The organism is Amycolatopsis ruanii (assembly GCF_003385175.1).
In the GTDB taxonomy this organism is placed as follows: Bacteria; Actinomycetota; Actinomycetes; order Mycobacteriales; family Pseudonocardiaceae; genus Amycolatopsis_E; species Amycolatopsis_E thermalba.
Genome location: NZ_PQHY01000078.1, coordinates 12921 through 30193, shown reverse-complemented (window position 1 = coordinate 30193; position 17273 = coordinate 12921). Strand labels below are relative to the sequence as shown.

At 72.5% G+C, this 17273-nt stretch carries 15 protein-coding genes and 1 pseudogene; 10 read left to right on the top strand and 6 right to left on the bottom strand.

The window, feature by feature from the left end; genetic code table 11:
* The 3 genes and pseudogenes from D0D28_RS29530 to D0D28_RS29520 all read right to left on the bottom strand — a co-directional run.
* A pseudogene (locus D0D28_RS29530) lies at nt 1-234 on the bottom strand (DUF5691 domain-containing protein); the annotation flags it as partial.
* Nucleotides 231-1502 carry an SWIM zinc finger family protein gene (locus D0D28_RS29525; protein ID WP_240323406.1) on the bottom strand — a complete coding sequence of 424 codons (1272 nt, stop codon included), beginning with the start codon at nt 1500-1502 and terminating at the stop codon, nt 231-233. The gene D0D28_RS29525 and the pseudogene D0D28_RS29530, both read right to left, overlap by 4 nt.
* Before the next feature lie 175 nt (nt 1503-1677).
* Nucleotides 1678-2718 carry a LacI family DNA-binding transcriptional regulator gene (locus tag D0D28_RS29520; RefSeq protein ID WP_240323405.1) on the bottom strand — a complete coding sequence of 347 codons (1041 nt, stop codon included), beginning with the start codon at nt 2716-2718 and terminating at the stop codon, nt 1678-1680.
* 118 nt (nt 2719-2836) lie between these two features.
* Here D0D28_RS29520 and iolC point away from each other — a divergent pair, with 118 nt between their 5' ends.
* From iolC to D0D28_RS29470, 10 genes are read left to right on the top strand one after another with little or no spacing between them, the layout of a single operon-like run.
* On the top strand, nt 2837-3784 hold the full coding sequence (iolC, locus tag D0D28_RS29515) for a 5-dehydro-2-deoxygluconokinase (RefSeq protein ID WP_275895928.1): 948 nt from the start codon (nt 2837-2839) through the stop codon (nt 3782-3784).
* Entirely contained in the window at nt 3777-4646 is an 870-nt protein-coding gene (locus D0D28_RS29510; protein ID WP_094002815.1) for a Cgl0159 family (beta/alpha)8-fold protein, read from the top strand. Before iolC ends, D0D28_RS29510 begins: the two co-directional genes overlap by 8 nt.
* On the top strand, nt 4643-5470 hold the full coding sequence (iolB, locus tag D0D28_RS29505) for a 5-deoxy-glucuronate isomerase (RefSeq protein WP_094002816.1): 828 nt from the start codon (nt 4643-4645) through the stop codon (nt 5468-5470). Before D0D28_RS29510 ends, iolB begins: the two co-directional genes overlap by 4 nt.
* Complete coding sequence (iolD, locus tag D0D28_RS29500) at nt 5467-7323, top strand: 3D-(3,5/4)-trihydroxycyclohexane-1,2-dione acylhydrolase (decyclizing) (RefSeq protein WP_116114243.1); 1857 nt, start codon at nt 5467-5469, stop codon at nt 7321-7323. The genes iolB and iolD overlap by 4 nt, the downstream gene beginning before the upstream one ends.
* An 8-nt stretch (nt 7324-7331) precedes the next feature.
* Nucleotides 7332-8825 (top strand): CoA-acylating methylmalonate-semialdehyde dehydrogenase, encoded by a 1494-nt coding sequence (locus D0D28_RS29495; protein ID WP_116114241.1) that lies wholly within the window; start codon nt 7332-7334, stop codon nt 8823-8825.
* 7 nt (nt 8826-8832) lie between these two features.
* A complete protein-coding gene (locus D0D28_RS29490; RefSeq protein ID WP_094002819.1) occupies nt 8833-9780 on the top strand; it encodes a TIM barrel protein in 948 nt (315 codons plus the stop codon).
* A complete protein-coding gene (locus D0D28_RS29485) occupies nt 9777-10784 on the top strand; it encodes a Gfo/Idh/MocA family protein (RefSeq protein ID WP_116114239.1) in 1008 nt (335 codons plus the stop codon). The genes D0D28_RS29490 and D0D28_RS29485 overlap by 4 nt, the downstream gene beginning before the upstream one ends.
* 1 nt (nt 10785) lies before the next feature.
* Nucleotides 10786-11646: a sugar phosphate isomerase/epimerase family protein gene (locus D0D28_RS29480; RefSeq protein WP_094002821.1), complete on the top strand. Its 861-nt coding sequence runs from the start codon at nt 10786-10788 to the stop codon at nt 11644-11646.
* 15 nt (nt 11647-11661) lie between these two features.
* Nucleotides 11662-13098: a sugar porter family MFS transporter gene (locus tag D0D28_RS29475; RefSeq protein WP_116114237.1), complete on the top strand. Its 1437-nt coding sequence runs from the start codon at nt 11662-11664 to the stop codon at nt 13096-13098.
* Nucleotides 13098-13454 (top strand): universal stress protein, encoded by a 357-nt coding sequence (locus tag D0D28_RS29470; RefSeq protein WP_094002823.1) that lies wholly within the window; start codon nt 13098-13100, stop codon nt 13452-13454. The genes D0D28_RS29475 and D0D28_RS29470 overlap by 1 nt, the downstream gene beginning before the upstream one ends.
* A gap of 43 nt (nt 13455-13497) precedes the next feature.
* On the opposite strand, the gene D0D28_RS29465 is transcribed toward D0D28_RS29470, so the two are convergent.
* From D0D28_RS29465 to D0D28_RS29455, 3 genes are all read right to left on the bottom strand, one after another.
* Entirely contained in the window at nt 13498-14115 is a 618-nt protein-coding gene (locus tag D0D28_RS29465) for an antibiotic biosynthesis monooxygenase (protein ID WP_198958082.1), read from the bottom strand.
* A 344-nt stretch (nt 14116-14459) separates the two neighbouring features.
* Nucleotides 14460-16118, bottom strand: a complete 1659-nt coding sequence (locus D0D28_RS29460; RefSeq protein WP_143266124.1) for a hypothetical protein — start codon at nt 16116-16118, stop codon at nt 14460-14462.
* Between the two features lie 100 nt (nt 16119-16218).
* Complete coding sequence (locus D0D28_RS29455; RefSeq protein ID WP_116114234.1) at nt 16219-17253, bottom strand: YbhB/YbcL family Raf kinase inhibitor-like protein; 1035 nt, start codon at nt 17251-17253, stop codon at nt 16219-16221.
* Nucleotides 17254-17273 lie beyond the last annotated feature (20 nt).

The following is a 17273-nucleotide window of genomic DNA, read 5'->3' as shown; positions in this document are numbered from 1 at the left end:
GCACTCGGGACGGTCGTCGGGGGCGGCGGGTCCGGCTCGGGTGCCGCGCCAGGTGGGCGGGGTCCAGCCGGCGCGCCGGTAGCCGGCGGCCAGCGCCGCCGCGGCCAGGACGGCGGCCTCGGGGGTGCCGGCCGTGACGTTGCCGGCGCCGCGGATGCCGGAGGCGGCGAGGTCGAAGGGGCGGCGGCCGGTGCCGACCAGCGCCGTGCCGAGGAGGTCGTCCCAGGCGGTCACAGCGCCACCAGCCGGTCGCCGGCCTGCACGCTCAGCGGGTGCAGGCGCTCGTCGATCCACTCGCCGAACACCGGGGCCGGGTGGCCGCCGGTCAGGGCGAGCAGCTGCCACACGTCGGTGTCCGGGGCCAGGGTCAGCGCGGTGCCGCTCGCGTCGACGAGCAGCGGCGGTTCGCCGGGGACCACGGTCATCCCGGCCAGGGCGAGCGGAATGCGGCGCAGCCACGGGTTTCCGGCCAGCCATCGGGCGGCCTGCGCGAGGGCGGTGCGGACGTCGGTGGCGTGGGGGAGGCCGGAGCCGGGGGTGATCTTGTGCTCGTCGCCGGTGAGCAGGGCGCGGCGGGGCGAGCCGCCGGGGTAGCGGGCGATCTCGCCGTCCACGACGGACCCCAGCACGTGCGCGACCTTGAGCGCCTGACCGGCGGCGGCGAAGTCGAGCAGCACCACGGTCTCGCCGGTGCGCTCGCCGTGGAGCCAGGTGCGCTGGGACAGCAGGCGCTCGTCCTCCTCCTGGCTCAGGCCGACGACCCACCACCGGTCGGTGACGCGGTCGCCGATCTCGTCGCGGCGGCGGGCCCAGCCCAGGACCGTGCGCAGGTCGCCGAGCGCGGCTTCGTCCAGTTCGGCCCGGCGCCGCCACGCGCGGACCGCGAGGTACCAGCGGCCGAGCTCGCCGAGCAGGTGCTGGGCCCAGTCGGCGCGGGCGTGGATGTCGGCCCCGGCGGTGCGAACCCGGTCGGCGAGGCCGGGCAGCTGGGCGTCGACCAGGCGGGCGGCGGCGGTGTCCCAGAAGCCGGGCGGCTGGCGGCGGGCGGTGGCCAGGCCCTGGCGGACGAGGTCGTGCAGCCACAGCTCGAAGTCGTCGAGGCCGGCCGACATGAGCGACTCCCGCTCGGCGAGCCGTCTGGCCTGCGCTTCGGGGTCGGGTTTGGTGGGTTCCTTGCGGGGCGTGGCCGGGGCGACCCAGTCGGCCGGTCCGGTGTCCTCGGCGACGGATCCGTCGCCGGCGGCCCACATGAGCAGCAGTGCCAGGCCGTGCTTGCAGGGGAACTTGCGGCTCGGGCAGGTGCAGCGGAAGGAGGGCTCGGTGAGGTCGACGGTCACCTGGTAGGGGGCGCGGGCGCTGCCCTGGCACTTGCCCCAGACGAGTGAGCTGGTGCTGCCGAGGTCCGACCAGGTGCGCGGATGGGCCAGCCCGCGGGCGGCGCGCGCGGAGCCGGCGTCCGGGGCCAGCGCCAGCACCCGAGCCACCGTCCACCGCGCACCCACGCGGCCAGCCTATCCGCCGTGGCGGGGCCGCGGCCTGCTGGTTCACCGGGTGCCCACCCCCGGTGGGGAGTGCCTGGCCGGGTTCGGCCGGGCACGGATCAGGCGCGAGCCAGCGGGCCGGCGCGCCTGTCGGGGCCCCGTGCCAGTGTGACCTCCCCTCGGCGGGAGCTGCGGGTCAAGCGCGCGGGCTGCCCGTCGTGCCGCGGACCACCAGCTTCGGCTGGATCACCAGGTGCGCGGGCTCCCGCGCGGGGTCGTCGAGGCGGGAGACCACCGCGCGGACCGCCAGTTCGGCCTGCCGCTCCGGCGCCTGCGCCACCGTCGTCAGGTCGATGTGCGACAGCTGCGCCAGCGGGCTGTCGTCGAAACCCACCACCGAGATGTCGCCCGGCACCTCCAGCCCGGCCCGCCACACGGTGTCCAGGAACCCCACCGCGCACCGGTCGTTGCCGGCGAACACCGCGGTCGGCATCGACTCCCGGTCGGCCAGCAGGGCGCGCGCCGCCGCCGCGCCGGACTCCTCCGTCTGGTCGCCGGGCAGCACCGAGATGTGCTCGGCCAGCCCGTGCCGCCGCAGCGCGGCCTTGTAGGCGCGGCGCCGCTCGGCCGAACCGGGCCCGTCGCCGCCGTCGATGTGCGCGATCGACTTGTGCCCCAGCTCCACCAGGTAGTCGATGATCTGGCGGACCCCCTGGGCTTCCGCCGCGTGCACCGCGTCCACCTCGGCCCCGCTGAACCGGCGGCCCACCACCGCGGTCGGGATGCGCGTGGCGAGCTCCCGCACGTACCCCGGCTCCAGGTTCGGGCCGAGCAGCACCAGTCCCTCGCACCGGTGGCTGAGCAGCGCCTCGACCGCGGCCTGCTCGGCCCGGCTGGGCGCGGTCGCCGACAGCAGGATGTCGTAGCCCAGCTCCTCGGCCACCGGGTAGACGCCCTCGATCAGGTCGTTGTGGAAGGGGTTGCGCGCCGTGAACATCACGCCGAGCACCTTGCTGCGGGACCTCGCGAGCATCTGCGCGGCGCTGTCCGGCCGGTAACCCAGCTCGCGCGCCGCGGCGAACACCCGCTGCCGGGTCTCCTCGCTCGGCCCCCGCTCGTTGCGGAACACCAGCGACACCAGCGCCCGCGACACCCCGACCCGCTGGGCCACATCCCCCATGGTCGGGCGCCGCCCGCGCCTCGGCTTGCCGGGCTCGTCCCCGGCCTCTGCGCTCATCCACTTCCTCCGCGGCTCTTGACACGACTCTCGGCTGTCTCCATAGTACCGGGTACTAGAGCGCGCTAATAGAGCGCGCTAACCGCTCCCCGCAGGCCACACACAAGGAGGTGTCCGGGTGACCTTCGACGTCGTCACCATGGGCCGCATCGGCGTGGACATCTATCCACTGCAGACGGGTACCGGCCTGGAGGACGTCACCTCGTTCGGCAAGTACCTCGGTGGCAGCGCGACCAACGTCGCCGTCGCCGCCGCCCGGTACGGGCGCCGGACGGCGGTCGTCACCAAGACCGGCGCCGACCCGTTCGGCCGGTTCCTCCACCGGGCACTGGCCGGCTACGGCGTGGACGACCGCTTCGTCGGCACGTCCGGGCACCTGCCGACCCCGGTGACCTTCTGCGAGATCTTCCCGCCGGACGACTTCCCGCTCTACTTCTACCGTTTCCCGAAGGCCCCCGACCTCGACCTCGCGCCGGAGGATCTGGACTTCGGCGCGATCCGCGCCGCGAAGATCTTCTGGGTCACCGTCACCGGCCTGTCGCAGGAACCCAGCCGCTCCGCGACCCTGGCCGCGCTCGAGGCCCGGGCCCGCCGCGGGATCACGATCTTGGACCTGGACTACCGCCCGATGTTCTGGGAGTCCCGGGAACAGGCCCGCGAGTGGGTGGGCAAGGCCCTGGACCACGTCACCGTCGCCGTCGGCAACCTCGACGAGTGCGACACCGCGGTCGGCACCCGGGAGCCACGGGAAGCGGCGAAGGCGTTGCGGGACAAGGGGGTTTCGCTGGCGGTCGTCAAGCAGGGCCCGAAGGGTGTCCTCGCGGTGGACGACGACGGCGAGGTCGAGGTCCCGCCGGTGCCGGTGCGGGTGGTCAACGGCCTCGGCGCGGCGGACGCGTTCGGCGGGGCCCTGTGCCACGGGCTGCTGTCCGGCTGGGACACCGCGCGGGTCATGCGCTTCGCCAACGCCGCCGGGGCGCACGTGGCCGGTGAACTGTCCTGTTCGGACGCGATGCCGACCGAAGACCAGGTACTGCGCAAGCTGGGAGGAACACAGGGTGTCTGAGACGGTGCGGCGGATCGTCGCGAAGCGGGTGCACGACCCGGAGGCGATCGCCGAGGCGGCGGCGAACCGGGTGCGGGCCAAGTCGCCGTTCAACGACAAGGGCCGGACGATGATCATCGCCGCGGACCACCCCGCCCGGGGTGCGAACGCCGTCGGCGGGGACCCGCTGGCGATGGCCGACCGGGGTGAGCTGCTGGACCGCCTCTGCCTGGCGCTGGAACGGCCGGGGGTCACCGGGGTGCTGGCGACCGCGGACATCCTCGACGACCTGTTGCTGCTGGGCGTGCTGGACGGCAAGACGGTGATCGGCTCGATGAACCGCACCGGCCTGGCCGGGTCGGCCTTCGAGATCGACGACCGGTTCGCCTGCTGCGACGCCGAGTCGATCGAGCGGATGCGCTTCGACGGCGGCAAGACGCTGACCCGGATCTGCCTGACCGACCCGGCCACCCCGGGCGTCCTGGAGAACACCGCGCGGGCGGTCAACGAGCTGGCCGAACGGAAGCTGATCGCGATGGTCGAGCCGTTCCTGTCCGAATGGGTGGACGGGAAGCTGCGCAACGACCTCTCCCCGGAGGCCGTCATCAGGTCCATCACCATCGCCTCCGGGCTGGGCCGCACCTCGGCCTGCACCTGGCTGAAGCTGCCGGTGGTCGCGGACATGGAGCGGGTGATGGCGTCCTCGACGCTGCCCGCCGTGCTGCTGGGCGGCGAGGTCGAGGACCCGGACGCGGCGTTCGCGTCCTGGCAGCAGGCGCTCGCGCTGCCGACCGTGCAGGGGCTCGTGGTGGGGCGGTCGCTGCTGTACCCGCACGACGGCGATGTCGCCAAGGCAGTGGACACGGCGGTGGGGCTGCTGTGAAGCTCCATCGCGAGGCGGGCAGCACCGCCGGGGGACCGTTCGACGTGGTGGTCACCCCGGAGTCGGCCGGCTGGGTCCACTCCGGACTGCGGGTGCTGGACCTGGACGGCACCGAAACCGTCCGCACCGGCGACTTCGAGACACTCGTGTTGCCGCTGTCCGGCAGCTGCACGGTCACCGTGGACGGTGAGGAGTTCGCTCTCGCCGGCCGCGCCGGGGTGTTCGACTCGGTCACCGATTTCGCCTACCTGCCGCGGGATGCGGAGGCCACGATTGCCGGCACCGGCCGGTTCGCGTTGCCGGCCGCGAAGACCGGCCGCCGCTTGCCGGCGCGGTACCAGCCGGCGAGCGCGACCCCGGTGGAACTGCGGGGCGCGGGCAACTGCTCCCGCCAGGTCAACAACTACTGCCTGCCGCACACCTTCGACGCCGGCCGGCTGCTGGTGTGCGAGGTGCTGACGCCGGGCGGGAACTGGTCGTCCTACCCGCCGCACAAGCACGACGAAGCCCGCGACGGCGAAAGCGTGCTGGAGGAGATCTACTACTTCGAGGTCTCCGGCGGCGGCATGGGCTACCAGCGCGTGTACGGCTCCTCCGACGTGCTGGCCGAGGTCCGCAGCGGGGACGTGGTGCTGATCCCGCACGGCTGGCACGGCCCGTCGATGGCCGCGCCCGGCTACGACCTCTACTACCTCAACGTGATGGCCGGGCCGGGCCCGGACCGCGCCTGGCTGATCTGCGACGACCCCGCCCACGGCTGGGTGCGCCAGACCTGGGAGTCCCAGGACACCGACCCGCGCCTTCCCTTCGGGAGCACGCCATGAGACTCACCACCGCGCAGGCGCTCGTGAAGTTCCTCGCGAACCAGTACTCCGAGCGCGACGGCGTCGAGCAGCGCCTGATCCCCGGCACCTGGGGCATCTTCGGGCACGGCAACGTCGCCGGCATCGGGCAGGCGCTGCTGCAGTACGCCGACGAGATGCCCTACTACCTGGCCCGCAACGAGCAGGGCCAGGTGCACGCGGCGGCGGCGTTCGCCAAGATGCGCAACCGGCTGCAGACCTTCGCCTGCACGGCGTCGACCGGCCCGGGCTCGACGAACATGATCACCGGCGCGGCCCTGGCGACCACCAACCGGCTGCCCGTGCTGCTGCTGCCGTCCGACATGTTCGCCACCCGGTCCCCGGATCCGGCGTTGCAGCAGCTGGAGGACACCCGCGGCGGGGACGTGACGGTCAACGACGCGTTCCGGCCGGTGTCGAAGTACTTCGACCGCATCACCCGCCCCGAGCAGCTCATCCCGGCCGCGCTCGCGGCGATGCGGGTGCTCACCGACCCCGTGGAGACCGGGGCGGTGACCCTGTGCCTGCCGCAGGACGTGCAGGCCGAGGCGTTCGACTGGCCGGAGGAGTTCTTCCGCCGCCGCGTCTGGCACATCGGCCGCCCCCTGCCCGAACCCGGCGCCCTGGCCCGTGCCGCCGGGTTGCTGCGTGGAGCGAAGGCGCCGTTGATCGTGGCCGGCGGGGGAGTGGTGTACTCGCAAGCCGAGCCGGAACTCCGCGCGTTCGCCGAGGCCACCGGCATCCCGGTGGCCGACACGCACGCGGGGAAGGGCGCGGTCCCGTGGGACCACCCGTGCGCGGTCGGCGGGATCGGGTCCACCGGCACCACCGCCGCGGCGGCGGTGGCCGCGGAGGCGGATGTGGTGCTGGGCATCGGCACCCGCTACTCCGACTTCACCACCGCCAGCCACACCGTGTTCGGCAACCCGGACGTGGAGTTCGTGAACCTGAACGTGGCCCGCCTCGACGCCGCCAAGCATTCGGCGGAGATGCTGCTGGCCGACGCCAAGCTCGGCATCGCAGGACTGCGCCAGGCGCTCGGCGGCTGGCAGGTCGGCGAGGCCTACCGCGCCCGCGCCCGGATGCTCGCCGACGACTGGAACCGCACGGCCGACGCCTGCTTCACCGTCGGCCACCAGCCGCTGCCCGCGCAGACCGAGATCCTCGGCGCCCTCAACGCCGCCCTGGACGACCGGGACGTGGTGATCAACGCGGCCGGCTCCATGCCCGGCGACCTGCAGATGCTCTGGCGCGCTCGCGACCCGAAGGCGTATAACGTCGAATACGCCTTCTCCTGTATGGGCTACGAGGTGGCGGCCGGGATCGGCACGAAGATGGCCGCACCGGACCGGGAGGTCGTCGTCCTGGTCGGCGACGGCTCCTACCTGATGATGGCGCAGGAGATCGTCACCATGGTCTCCGAGGGCCTCAAGGTGATCATCGTCCTGGTGCAGAACCACGGCTTCGCCTCCATCGGCTCCCTGTCGGAAACCCTGGGCTCCCAGCGGTTCGGCACGCGGTACCGGTACCGCAGCGGCGACACCGGCCTGCTGGAAGGCGGCGTGCTGCCGGTCGACCTGGCGGCCAACGCGGAAAGCCTCGGCGCCACGGTCCTGCGGGCGTCCACGGTGGACGAGTTCCGGGCGGCGATCGCCCGGGCGAAGGCGAACCGCACGACCACCGTCGTGCACGTGGAGACCGACCTGTACGGCCCCAACCCGCCCGGATCGGCGTGGTGGGACGTGCCGGTCAGCGAGGTCTCCGAACTCGACTCGACCCGCAAGGCCTACGAAACCTACTCCGCCACCAAACGAGCACAGCGCCACTACCTGTGAGGAACAGCGTGAACACCATCGAACACTGGATCGGCGGCGCGCCCGCCCGCGCCGGCTCCACCCGCACCGCCCCCGTCTACGACCCGGCCACCGGGCAGCAGCAGGCCGAGGTGCTGCTCGCCGGACCGTCCGACGTGGACACCGCGGCCGCGGCCGCGGGCAAGGCCTTCGAGTCGTGGGGCAACTCCTCGCTCACCCAGCGCGTCCGGGTCATGTTCGCCTTCCGCGAGCTGCTCGTGCGCCACGAGGACGAGCTGGCGCGGATCATCTCCGCCGAGCACGGCAAGGTCATCGACGACGCGCGCGGTGAGATCGTCCGTGGCCGCGAGGTCGTGGAGTACGCGTGCGGCATCGCCGACGCGCTCAAGGGCGGGTTCTCCGACCAGGTCTCCCGCGACGTCGACGTGCACAGCTTCCGCCAGCCGCTCGGGGTGGTCGCCGGCATCACGCCGTTCAACTTCCCGATCATGGTGCCGCTGTGGATGCACCCGATCGCGATCGCCACCGGCAACACCTTCGTGCTCAAGCCCAGCGAGCGCGACCCGTCGGCGTCCAACTTCGTCGCCGAACTGTACGCGCGAGCCGGGCTGCCCGAGGGCGTGTTCAACGTGGTGCACGGCGACAAGGTCGCGGTGGACGCGATCCTCGATCACCCCGACGTCGCGGCGGTGTCGTTCGTCGGCTCCACCCCGATCGCCAAGTACGTGCACGAGCGGGCCACCGCCTCCGGCAAGCGCGTCCAGGCCCTCGGCGGGGCGAAGAACCACGCCGTCGTGCTGCCCGACGCCGACCTGGAGTTCGCCGCCAACCACCTCACCGCGGCCGCGTTCGGCTCCGCCGGCCAGCGGTGCATGGCGATCTCCGTCGGGGTCGCCGTCGGCGAGGCCGGCGACGAGCTGGTGGAGATCCTCGAACGCAAGGCGAACGAGGTCAAGGTCGGCCCGGGCTCGGACGCCGGCAACGACATGGGCCCGGTCGTCACCCAGGCCGCCCGCGAACGCGTCATCGGCGCCGTCACCAGCGGTGCCGAGCAGGGCGCCACCGTCGTCGTCGACGGCCGCGGCCTCATCGTGGACGGTCACGAGGACGGCTTCTTCGTCGGGCCGTCGCTGCTGGACCACGTCACCACCGAGATGGACGCCTACCGCGAGGAGATCTTCGGCCCGGTCCTGGCGATCGTGCGGGTGGACACCATCGACGAGGCCATCGCGTTGATCAACGCCAACCCCTACGGCAACGGCACCGCGATCTTCACCGGCAGCGGCGAGGCCGCCCGCCGGTTCCAGCGCGAGGTCAAGGTCGGCATGATCGGCGTCAACGTGCCCATCCCGGTCCCGATGTCCTACTACTCCTTCGGCGGCTGGAAGGACTCGCTCATCGGCGACAGTCCCATCCACGGCCCGGAAGGCGTCCGGTTCTACACCCGCGCCAAGGTCGTCACCAGCCGCTGGCCGCACACCGGCAAGTTCACCGCCGGGTTCGACTTCCCCACCTCCAGCTAGGAGCACCATGACCACCGCGACGACGCGCACCGTGATCGGCAACCTCTGCCTCGGCTCCGCCCCCGACTCGTGGGGCGTCTGGTTTCCCCAGGACGAGCAGCAGGTCCCGCACACCCGGTTCCTCGACGAACTCGTCCAGGCCGGCTACGCATGGCTGGAGCTGGGCCCGTTCGGCTACCTGCCCACCGACCCGCGGCAGCTGGCCGACGAGCTGGGGGAGCGCGGCCTGAAGGTCTCCGGCGGCACCACCTTCGGCGCCCTGCACCGCCCCGGCCAGTGGGACGACATGCTCGCCACCACCCGCCGGGTCGCCGAGCTGACCGCCGCCGCGGGCGCGCACCACCTCGTCTACATCCCGCCGATGTACCGCGACGAGAAGACCGGTGCCTACACCGAATCGCCCGAGCTGACCGCCGAGCAGTGGGCCTCCTTCGGCCGCCGCGCCGGCGAACTGGGCCGGATCCTGCTGGAGGAGTACGACGTGCGGCTCGTGCTGCACCCGCACGCCGACAGCCACATCCAGACCCAGCAGGAGATCGAGCGTTACCTCAACGAGAGCGACCCCCGCTACGCCAACCTGTGCCTGGACACCGGGCACGTCGCCTACGGCGGCGGCGACGCGGTCGACCTGATCCGCCGCTTCGGCGAGCGCATCGGCTACGTCCACATCAAGCAGATGGACCCGGCGGTGCTCGACCGGGTGCGGGCCGAGAACCTGTCCTTCGGTGAGGCGGTCAAGCTCGGCGTGTGCGTCGAACCGCCGGCCGGCGTGCCCAACCCGGCCGAGGTGATCGACGCGCTGTCCGGACTGGACGCCGAGATCTTCGTGATCGTCGAGCAGGACCTCTACCCGTGCGCCCCGGACGTGCCCCTGCCCATCGCCGTGCGCACCCGCGAGTACCTGAACTCGTGCGGCCTCTCCGGCACCCGCCGCCCGGGAGGGGAGCGCGCATGACCATCCACATCGGAGTGATCGGCACCGGCATGATCGGCCAGGACCACATCCGGCGCCTGACCGACGTGGTCACCGGTGCCGAGGTGGTCGCCGAGACCGACGTCGACGGCGCCCGCGCCGCCGAGGTCGCCTCCGGCATCGGCGCCCGCGCCCTGCCCACCGGCCAGGACGTCATCGCCGACCCGCTGGTCGACGCGGTCGTGGTGACCAGCTGGGGGCCCACGCACGCGGAGTACGTGCTGGCCGCGATCGCGGCCGGCAAGTACGTGTTCTGCGAGAAGCCGCTGGCCACCACCGCCGAGGACTGCCTGCGCGTCATCGAGGCCGAGCAGTCCTTCGGGCGGCGGCTGGTGCAGGTCGGGTTCATGCGCCGCTACGACGCCGGCTACCGCGCGATGAAGGAGGTCCTCGACTCCGGCGGCCTGGGCCACCCGCTGATGATGCACTGCGCGCACCGCAACCCCACCGTGCCCGAGGCCTACCACTCGGCGATGGCCGTGCAGGACACCGCGGTGCACGAGATCGACACGATCCGCTGGCTGCTGGGGGAGGAGATCGTCTCGGCGCAGGTGATCCGCCCGCGCCGCACCGCCAACCGGTTCGAGCACCTGGTGGACCCGCAGTTCATGCTGTTCGAGACCGCCAGCGGGGTGCGGGTCGACCTGGAGGTGTTCGTGAACTGCCAGTTCGGCTACGACATCCAGTGCGAGACCGTGTGCGAGTCCGGCACGGTGCGGCTGCCCGATCCGGCGGACGTGCTCGTCAAGACCGCCGCCGTGCAGCGCACCGGCGTGCTGCAGGACTGGAAGGACCGCTTCGGCGCCGCGTTCGACCGCGAGTTCGTGGAATGGATCGCCTCGATCGACGACGGCAGGCTCGCCGGCCCCAGCGCGTGGGACGGCTACGCCGCGGCGGTGGCCACCGACGCCGGCACCGAGGCGCTGGAAACCGGGCGGGTGGTGTCCGTGCGCCTCAAGGACCGCCCTGACCTCTACGGGAGCTGACGTGAAGATCGCACTCGACCCCTACATGCTGCGCGACCTGCCGATGCGCGAGATGGTCCGCACGGTCGCCGACATCGGCTACGAGTACCTCGAACTGTCCCCGCGCGCCGACTTCATGCCGTTCTTCCTGCACCCGCGCGCCGACGACGACAAGGTCGCCGAGCTGAAGCGCGTGCTGGCCGAGACCGGTGTGCGGCTGGCCAGCGTGCTGCCGCTGTACAAGTGGTCCAGCCCCGACGAGACCGAGCGGCAGGCCGCGGTCCGGTACTGGAAGCGGATGATCGAAGTGACCGCCGAGCTGGGCTGCCCGCTGATGAACTCCGAGTTCAACGGCCGCCCGGAGCAGGCCGCGGAGAGCGAGGCCGCGTTCTGGCGGTCGATGGAGGAGCTGCTGCCGGTCTTCGAACGCGAAGGCATCGCCCTCAACCTCGAGGCGCACCCGGACGACTTCTGCGAGCTGAACGACCCCGCGGTGGACCTGGTGCGCGCCATCAACGAGCCGTGGGTGAACTACCTGTACTGCGCCCCGCACACGTTCCACCTCTCCGACGGCGCGGGCGACATCGCCGCGATGATGCGCTACGCGGGCGACAAGCTGCAGCACGTGCACATCGCGGACACCTTCAACCACAAGGCGTCCTCCGGTCTGCGCTACATCCTCAACCCGCCGGGCACCCCGGCGCGCGTCCACCAGCACCTGGACATCGGCCAGGGTGAGGTGGACTGGGACGCCTTCTTCGGCACGCTGCGCGAACTCGGCTTCGACGGGGTCGCCACGGTGTGCGTCTTCGCCTGGGAGGAACGCGCCGTCGAATCCTCCGCTTTCATGCTCGAACGCGTTACCAAGGAACTGGCCGCCTAGAGGAAGACACCCCTCATGTCACACGTCAAAGACGACGCACCATCCGGGCAGACCCTCCCCGCGGACCAGCCGGGGCCGCACAAGCGGCGGCTGCGCCTGGTCACGGTGATCGCCACCTTCGGCGGTCTGCTGTTCGGGTACGACACGGGCGTGATCAACGGCGCCCTGCCCTACATGCAGGCCGACCTCGGGCTCACCCCGCTGACCGAGGGCCTGGTGACGAGCTCGCTGCTGCTGGGCGCGGCGCTCGGCGCGGTGCTGGGCGGGCGGTTGTCCGACCGCCGCGGCCGCCGCCGCACCATCCTGGCGCTGGCGGTGATCTTCCTCGTCGGCACCCTGGGCTGCACGTTCGCGCCGGACACCACGGTCATGGTGCTCTCGCGGTTCGTGCTCGGCCACGCCGACGGCGGCGCGTCGGTGACCGTGCCGACCTACCTCGCCGAGGTCTCGCCCGCCGAGCGGCGCGGCCGGCTGGTCACCCAGAACGAGCTGATGATCGTCACCGGTCAGCTGCTCGCGTTCACCTTCAACGCGATCATCGGCAACGCCTTCGGCGAGAGCGGCGGGGTGTGGCGGTGGATGCTGGTGCTGGCCACGCTGCCGGCGGTGGTGCTGTGGTTCGGGATGCTGGTCATGCCGGAGAGCCCGCGGTGGCTGGCCTCGCGGGAACGGTTCGGCGACGCGCTGGCGGTGCTCAAGGAGGTCCGGTCGGGGCGGCGCGCGGAGGCCGAGCCGGCCGAGGTGCGCCAGCTGGCGCTGGAGGACCGGCAGGCCAAGACCGGCGGCTGGTCGGACCTGGCGACCCCGTGGATCCGGCGGCTCGTGCTGACCGGGGTCGGCATCGCGATCGTCCAGCAGATCACCGGCGTCAACTCGATCATGTACTACGGCACGCAGATCCTCACCGACGCCGGGTTCTCCGCCAACGGCGCGCTGACCGCGAACATCGCCAACGGCGTGATCTCGGTGCTGGCCACCTTCGCCGGGATCTGGCTGCTGGGGCGGGTCGACCGCAGGCCGATGCTGATCGCCGGGCAGATCGGCACCACCTCCGCGCTGCTGCTGATCGGGCTGTTCTCGCTGCTGCTGCCGGAGGGGATCGGGCGCGCGTTCGTCGTGCTGTCCCTGACGGTGACGTTCCTGGCGTTCCAGCAGGGCTCGATCTCGCCGGTGACGTGGCTGATGCTGTCCGAGATCTTCCCGCTCAAGCTGCGCGGGTTCGGGTTCGGGCTGTGCGCGCTGGTGTTGTGGCTGACCAACTTCGCGGTCGGGCTGCTGTTCCCGCTGCTGGTGGAGGCCATCCACATCTCGGGCGCGTTCTTCCTGTTCGCCGCGCTCGGCGTCGGGGCGATCACGTTCGTGGCGAGGTTCGTGCCGGAAACCCGCGGCCGGTCGCTGGAGACGCTGGAGAAGGAACTGCGCACCCGCTACACGGGGACGGTGACGGTCTGATGGCGGTGCTGGTCGCGGTGAGCGATTCGGACGAGGGCACGCTGGCGCTGGACGCCGCGGTCGCCGAGGCCCGGCGGCGCGGGACCGGTCTGCTGGCCGCCAACCTGCGGCTGGCGCCGCTGGAGGTCTCGCACGTGCCCGCCGACGTGGCGACGACCGTGCTCGACCGGGAGCCGGACGTCGAGGTGGGGCAGCACGTGCTCGGCCTGCTGGAGCGCCACCGCGACGAGGTGGAGCTGCTGGTGATCGGCATGAAGCGGCGCAGCCCGGTGGGCAAGCTCGTGCTGGGCAGCCTCGCCCAGTTCCTGCTGCTCAACGCGGACGTGCCGGTCCTGGCGGTGAAGGTGCCCGCGTGAGGGAGCACCGGCCGGGGCGGGTGTGCCCCGGCCGGTGCGGCCGTCAGGCCATTTCGGGGACGCGCAGGTGCGCCAGGGCCAGTTCGAACTCGGCCACCTCCAGGATCTCCACGCCGGCTTCCTCGGCGCCGCGCGAGCGCAGGGCGTCGGCCCGGTTGCGGGTGCTCGCCATGTTCTCGTGGCTGTCGTAGGTCACCGAGGACACGGCGATGCCGGCCTCGCGGTCGATCATCAGGCTGGCGCTGCAGAACCCGTCGAGGCGCTCCAGCTCGGGCAGCAGGCCGATGCGGTAGGTGTCGATGGCGCGCTCGAGCTCGTCGAACCGGGTCCAGGTGACGCGGCAGCAGGCGCCCTCGGGTGCGGGGCGGGTGCGGTGCAGCACCGTGATCTCCCACTCGTCGACCTGGGCGCGGTTGCCGCCCATCACCTCCGCGGCGTGGTCGCGCAGCGGGCGCACCCGGTCCGCGCTGTCGCGCATCGCCTCCCGCGACTCCCACGAGCTGGTGGCGATACAGCGCCCGGAGTCCCGGTCGACGAGCATCGACAGGCCGACACAACCGGGCATGGCCATCAGCTCCGGCATGACCTCGTCGCGCAGGTGGGCGATGCCCGCGTCGATGGTGTCCTGGTGAGCTTGCACTGTGGTGGAACGCGCGAACACGCCTCCCACCCCCTCTCCGATCGAGGCGGCGTCCCGGCGGCGCCGCCGGTAGCCCTCCACCTTGCGCCGCTGTCCGGGCGGGCGCAACCGTGGCTGCGGAGCCTCCCGGTGAGTGATCCTGCTGTGGCGCGGGAACCTTTCGCCGCGCGACGGGCGATCTGGTCCTCCCGTTCAGGGCTGGTGGATCGGACTCGCCGGTCCCGCATCGCCTGCCGGGTCGAGGGATGCGAATGGGCCTTGTCCGTGACGACCATCTCGGGCCGGCACCGCGGACGGCCCGGCCCGGTCCGAGCCACCTGGATGCCATCCGGCAGCGGCAGCCTCAATCGGTGACCGGGCACTCCCTAGTCCACGATGTACCACTGGCCGTCGAGGTACTGCAGGGTGTAGTCGCCGAGGTCGTTCTCCGTGAAGGGCGTGTCCGCGCGCACCGCGGTGGCCGGGACCTCGATCCGGCCGGTGGTTTCGGTGACGGCCGCCCGGTCGACCGTCGCGGTGCGCAGGGCTCGCTTCTGCGCCGGCGAGATCATCTCGAAGGTGATCCGGAAGGTCTGCTCGCACGGCCCGAAGCCCTGGTCCTCGGCCTTCTTCGCGGCCGGGGCGGCGATCTCGCAGACCACCGCGATGTCCTCCCGGCCCAGCGCGTGCAGGAACTCCTCGAAGCGCCGGATGCCGTCGGGTGCGGCCGGGGCGGGTGGCGAGGGCGGTCGGTCCTGCTTGCGGTACAGCGTGGCCGACCCCGTCACGCCACCGCCGGTGTAGGTCATCTTCAGCGACTCGCCGTCCCGGTGGAGCGTCACCGTGCCCTCGGTGACGCAGTTGCCGGCCTCCTTCTCGAGGATCCGTTCGCGCAGCTCGAGCCACTGCCCGGTCGCGTCGGTCAGCTGGAGGACCCCGCTGCAGGCCAGGTGCGGATCGGGGTCCGTCCAGGTCGTGCGGTATTCGACCGCGTTCGACTCGCCGTCCAGGACCACCCGCATGTGGTACGGGCGCGTCGCCGGGGACTGCTCGACCGGGTCGCGGGTTTCCCAGGTCCCCGCGAACCCGTCCGGCAGCCGGGCGGGGACCGCGCAGCGGCGGTCGGTGAACACGTCGGCCAGCTGCCGTCCCGGGTAGGGGCCGGCCGGCCCGGAGAACCCGGGCACGAGCGACTGGGCGCCCCACGCGCCGCGGTAGCCGTACCACGGCTCGGCATCCAGCGCGCGGGGCTGCGTGTTCCACAGATCGCCCTGCGACGTCCAGTCGAAGGTGGCGCCGGAGACGTGCCAGCCCTTCGACGGGTACGACGCGTGCGATCCCCTGGCCGAGTACACGACCGGGTGGCCGTCCTCGTGGTCCAGCTCCGCCCAGGGCACCGAGCACGGGTCGGCGCCGTGGCCGAAGAAGGTCACCGCGACCGGCTCGCCGTGCCGCAACTGGACGGCCACGCGTTCCCAGTCGCCCTCGTGCGTGTTGCCGGCCGGGGTGCCCGCGGGCCGGAGTTCGTTGCGGCCGTAGAAGAACCAGTACACGAAGGCGGAGCGCGTGTCGTCGGCGCGGTGGTGTTCCCAGTACATCGGCGGGGGAGCGTCGTCGGGCTGGATGCCGTCCGGCGCGTCGAGGTAGAACCCGCCGTCGGCGTCCGGCGAAACCTCCGCGCCCGAGTGGCGGACGCAGGGGAAGACCGGCTTGGCCGGGGACGGGACACCGGGATCGGCGTCCTTGCGGTGCCGGTAGTCGCTCGTCCGGAGCTTGCCGGGGTCGACCGGATCGGCCACCGGTTCGGGGTCCACGCAGTCGTCGTGCTCGTACCGCAGCACCGACTGGCGGATGAACGCGGTCGCCGACATCGGGGTGAACCGCTCGTCCTCGGCGAGCCACACCCGCGGCGCGAACCGCGGCGCCGATGTCTCGTCCGTGCCGGCCGGGGTCGGGGCGGACGACTCCTTCGGACCCGGTTCGTCGTCCTGGCACGCCGTCAGCAGCGTCACGGCCAGCAGCGCCGCCCCCAGCATCGCACGCATCCGCCGCCCCCTCCGGTCACGCCGTTGCCGAGGACTGTACGCACCGGACGCAGCGGCCGTGCGTGTTTTCCGCCTATGTCCACTGCGGACGGTGCCCGGCTCAGGTCGCCGGGCGCTCCTTCCTCCGGCGGAGCGTGCGCTCGAGGATCCCGAGGGTGGCCTTGAGCGCGGCCGCGGAGACGACCGGGAAGGTGACGCGCCGCCGCCACTCCTCGCCGACCTGCGACCAGTCGTAGTACGACGTGACGAGGGTGCCGCCCTCGGCCGGCTCCAGCCGGTAGCCGTAGACGTGGCGCGCGTGCGGCGGCTGCGGCCCCTCGACGGTCCAGGCGATCTCCTCGTCCGGGACGAACGCGGTGATGACGACCTCGACGTCGTACTTGCCCAGCGGGACGTCCCCGAGCGCGTCCCGGTCCATGTGGACCACGAACCGGTCGCCGGCCTGGCGGACCGGTTCGCCTTCGGCGTCCATGAGCATTCCCGACGCGTCGATGTCCACGTGGCCCTTCGGGTCGGTCAGGACCGCGAAGACGGCGCCGGCGGGGGCGGGAACGAGCCGGGACACCTCGATCCGCTCGGTGGTGCCGCCCGGCGGCGGTGTTTCCGCCGTGGCGACCAGGACCGCGCGGCCGAGGACGTGCGAGGACATCACGAAGCCGAGCAGGGCCGGGGTGGCGTCGGCCGGGACGCCGACGGACTCCACGTCGAGGGCGTGCACCACGACGAAGTAGCGGTGCGGTCCGTGCCCGGCGGGCGGGGCCGCGCCGAGGAAGCGGGCCACCCGGGCGTCGTTGGGCAGCTGGAACGCGCCCGCGGGCAAGCCCTGACCGGTGTCGTCCCCGGCCCCCTCGGGCAGCTCGGTCACCGCCGCCGGGATGTCGGCGACCGCCCAGTGCCAGAACCCGGACCCGGTGGGGGCGTCGGGGTCGTAGACGGTGACGGCGTAGCTCTTGGTGCCTTCGGGGGCGCCGCTCCAGGACAGCTGCGGGGAGATGTCCTGGCCGCCGGGGAGGTCGGCGGAGAGCTGCGCGGGTGGCCAGGCGGCGCCGTCGGCGACGGTGGTGCTGGTGACGGTGAAGGAGGCTGCCCCGGGCAGGCGGGCGAAGGGGTCGTTGGTGATCGCATCGGTTGCCATGTGATCGATGATAGCGCAAA

What these genes read in the sequence shown, in the direction of transcription:
- D0D28_RS29470 (WP_094002823.1), top strand. Translation starts at nt 13,098, where the DNA reads ATGGCGGTGCTGGTCGCGGTGAGCGATTCGGACGAGGGCACGCTGGCG.
- D0D28_RS29475 (WP_116114237.1), top strand. Translation starts at nt 11,662, where the DNA reads ATGTCACACGTCAAAGACGACGCACCATCCGGGCAGACCCTCCCCGCG.
- D0D28_RS29520 (WP_240323405.1), bottom strand. Translation starts at nt 2,718, where the DNA reads ATGAGCGCAGAGGCCGGGGACGAGCCCGGCAAGCCGAGGCGCGGGCGG.
- D0D28_RS29460 (WP_143266124.1), bottom strand. Translation starts at nt 16,118, where the DNA reads ATGCGTGCGATGCTGGGGGCGGCGCTGCTGGCCGTGACGCTGCTGACG.
- D0D28_RS29485 (WP_116114239.1), top strand. Translation starts at nt 9,777, where the DNA reads ATGACCATCCACATCGGAGTGATCGGCACCGGCATGATCGGCCAGGAC.
- D0D28_RS29490 (WP_094002819.1), top strand. Translation starts at nt 8,833, where the DNA reads ATGACCACCGCGACGACGCGCACCGTGATCGGCAACCTCTGCCTCGGC.
- D0D28_RS29455 (WP_116114234.1), bottom strand. Translation starts at nt 17,253, where the DNA reads ATGGCAACCGATGCGATCACCAACGACCCCTTCGCCCGCCTGCCCGGG.
- iolD (WP_116114243.1), top strand. Translation starts at nt 5,467, where the DNA reads ATGAGACTCACCACCGCGCAGGCGCTCGTGAAGTTCCTCGCGAACCAG.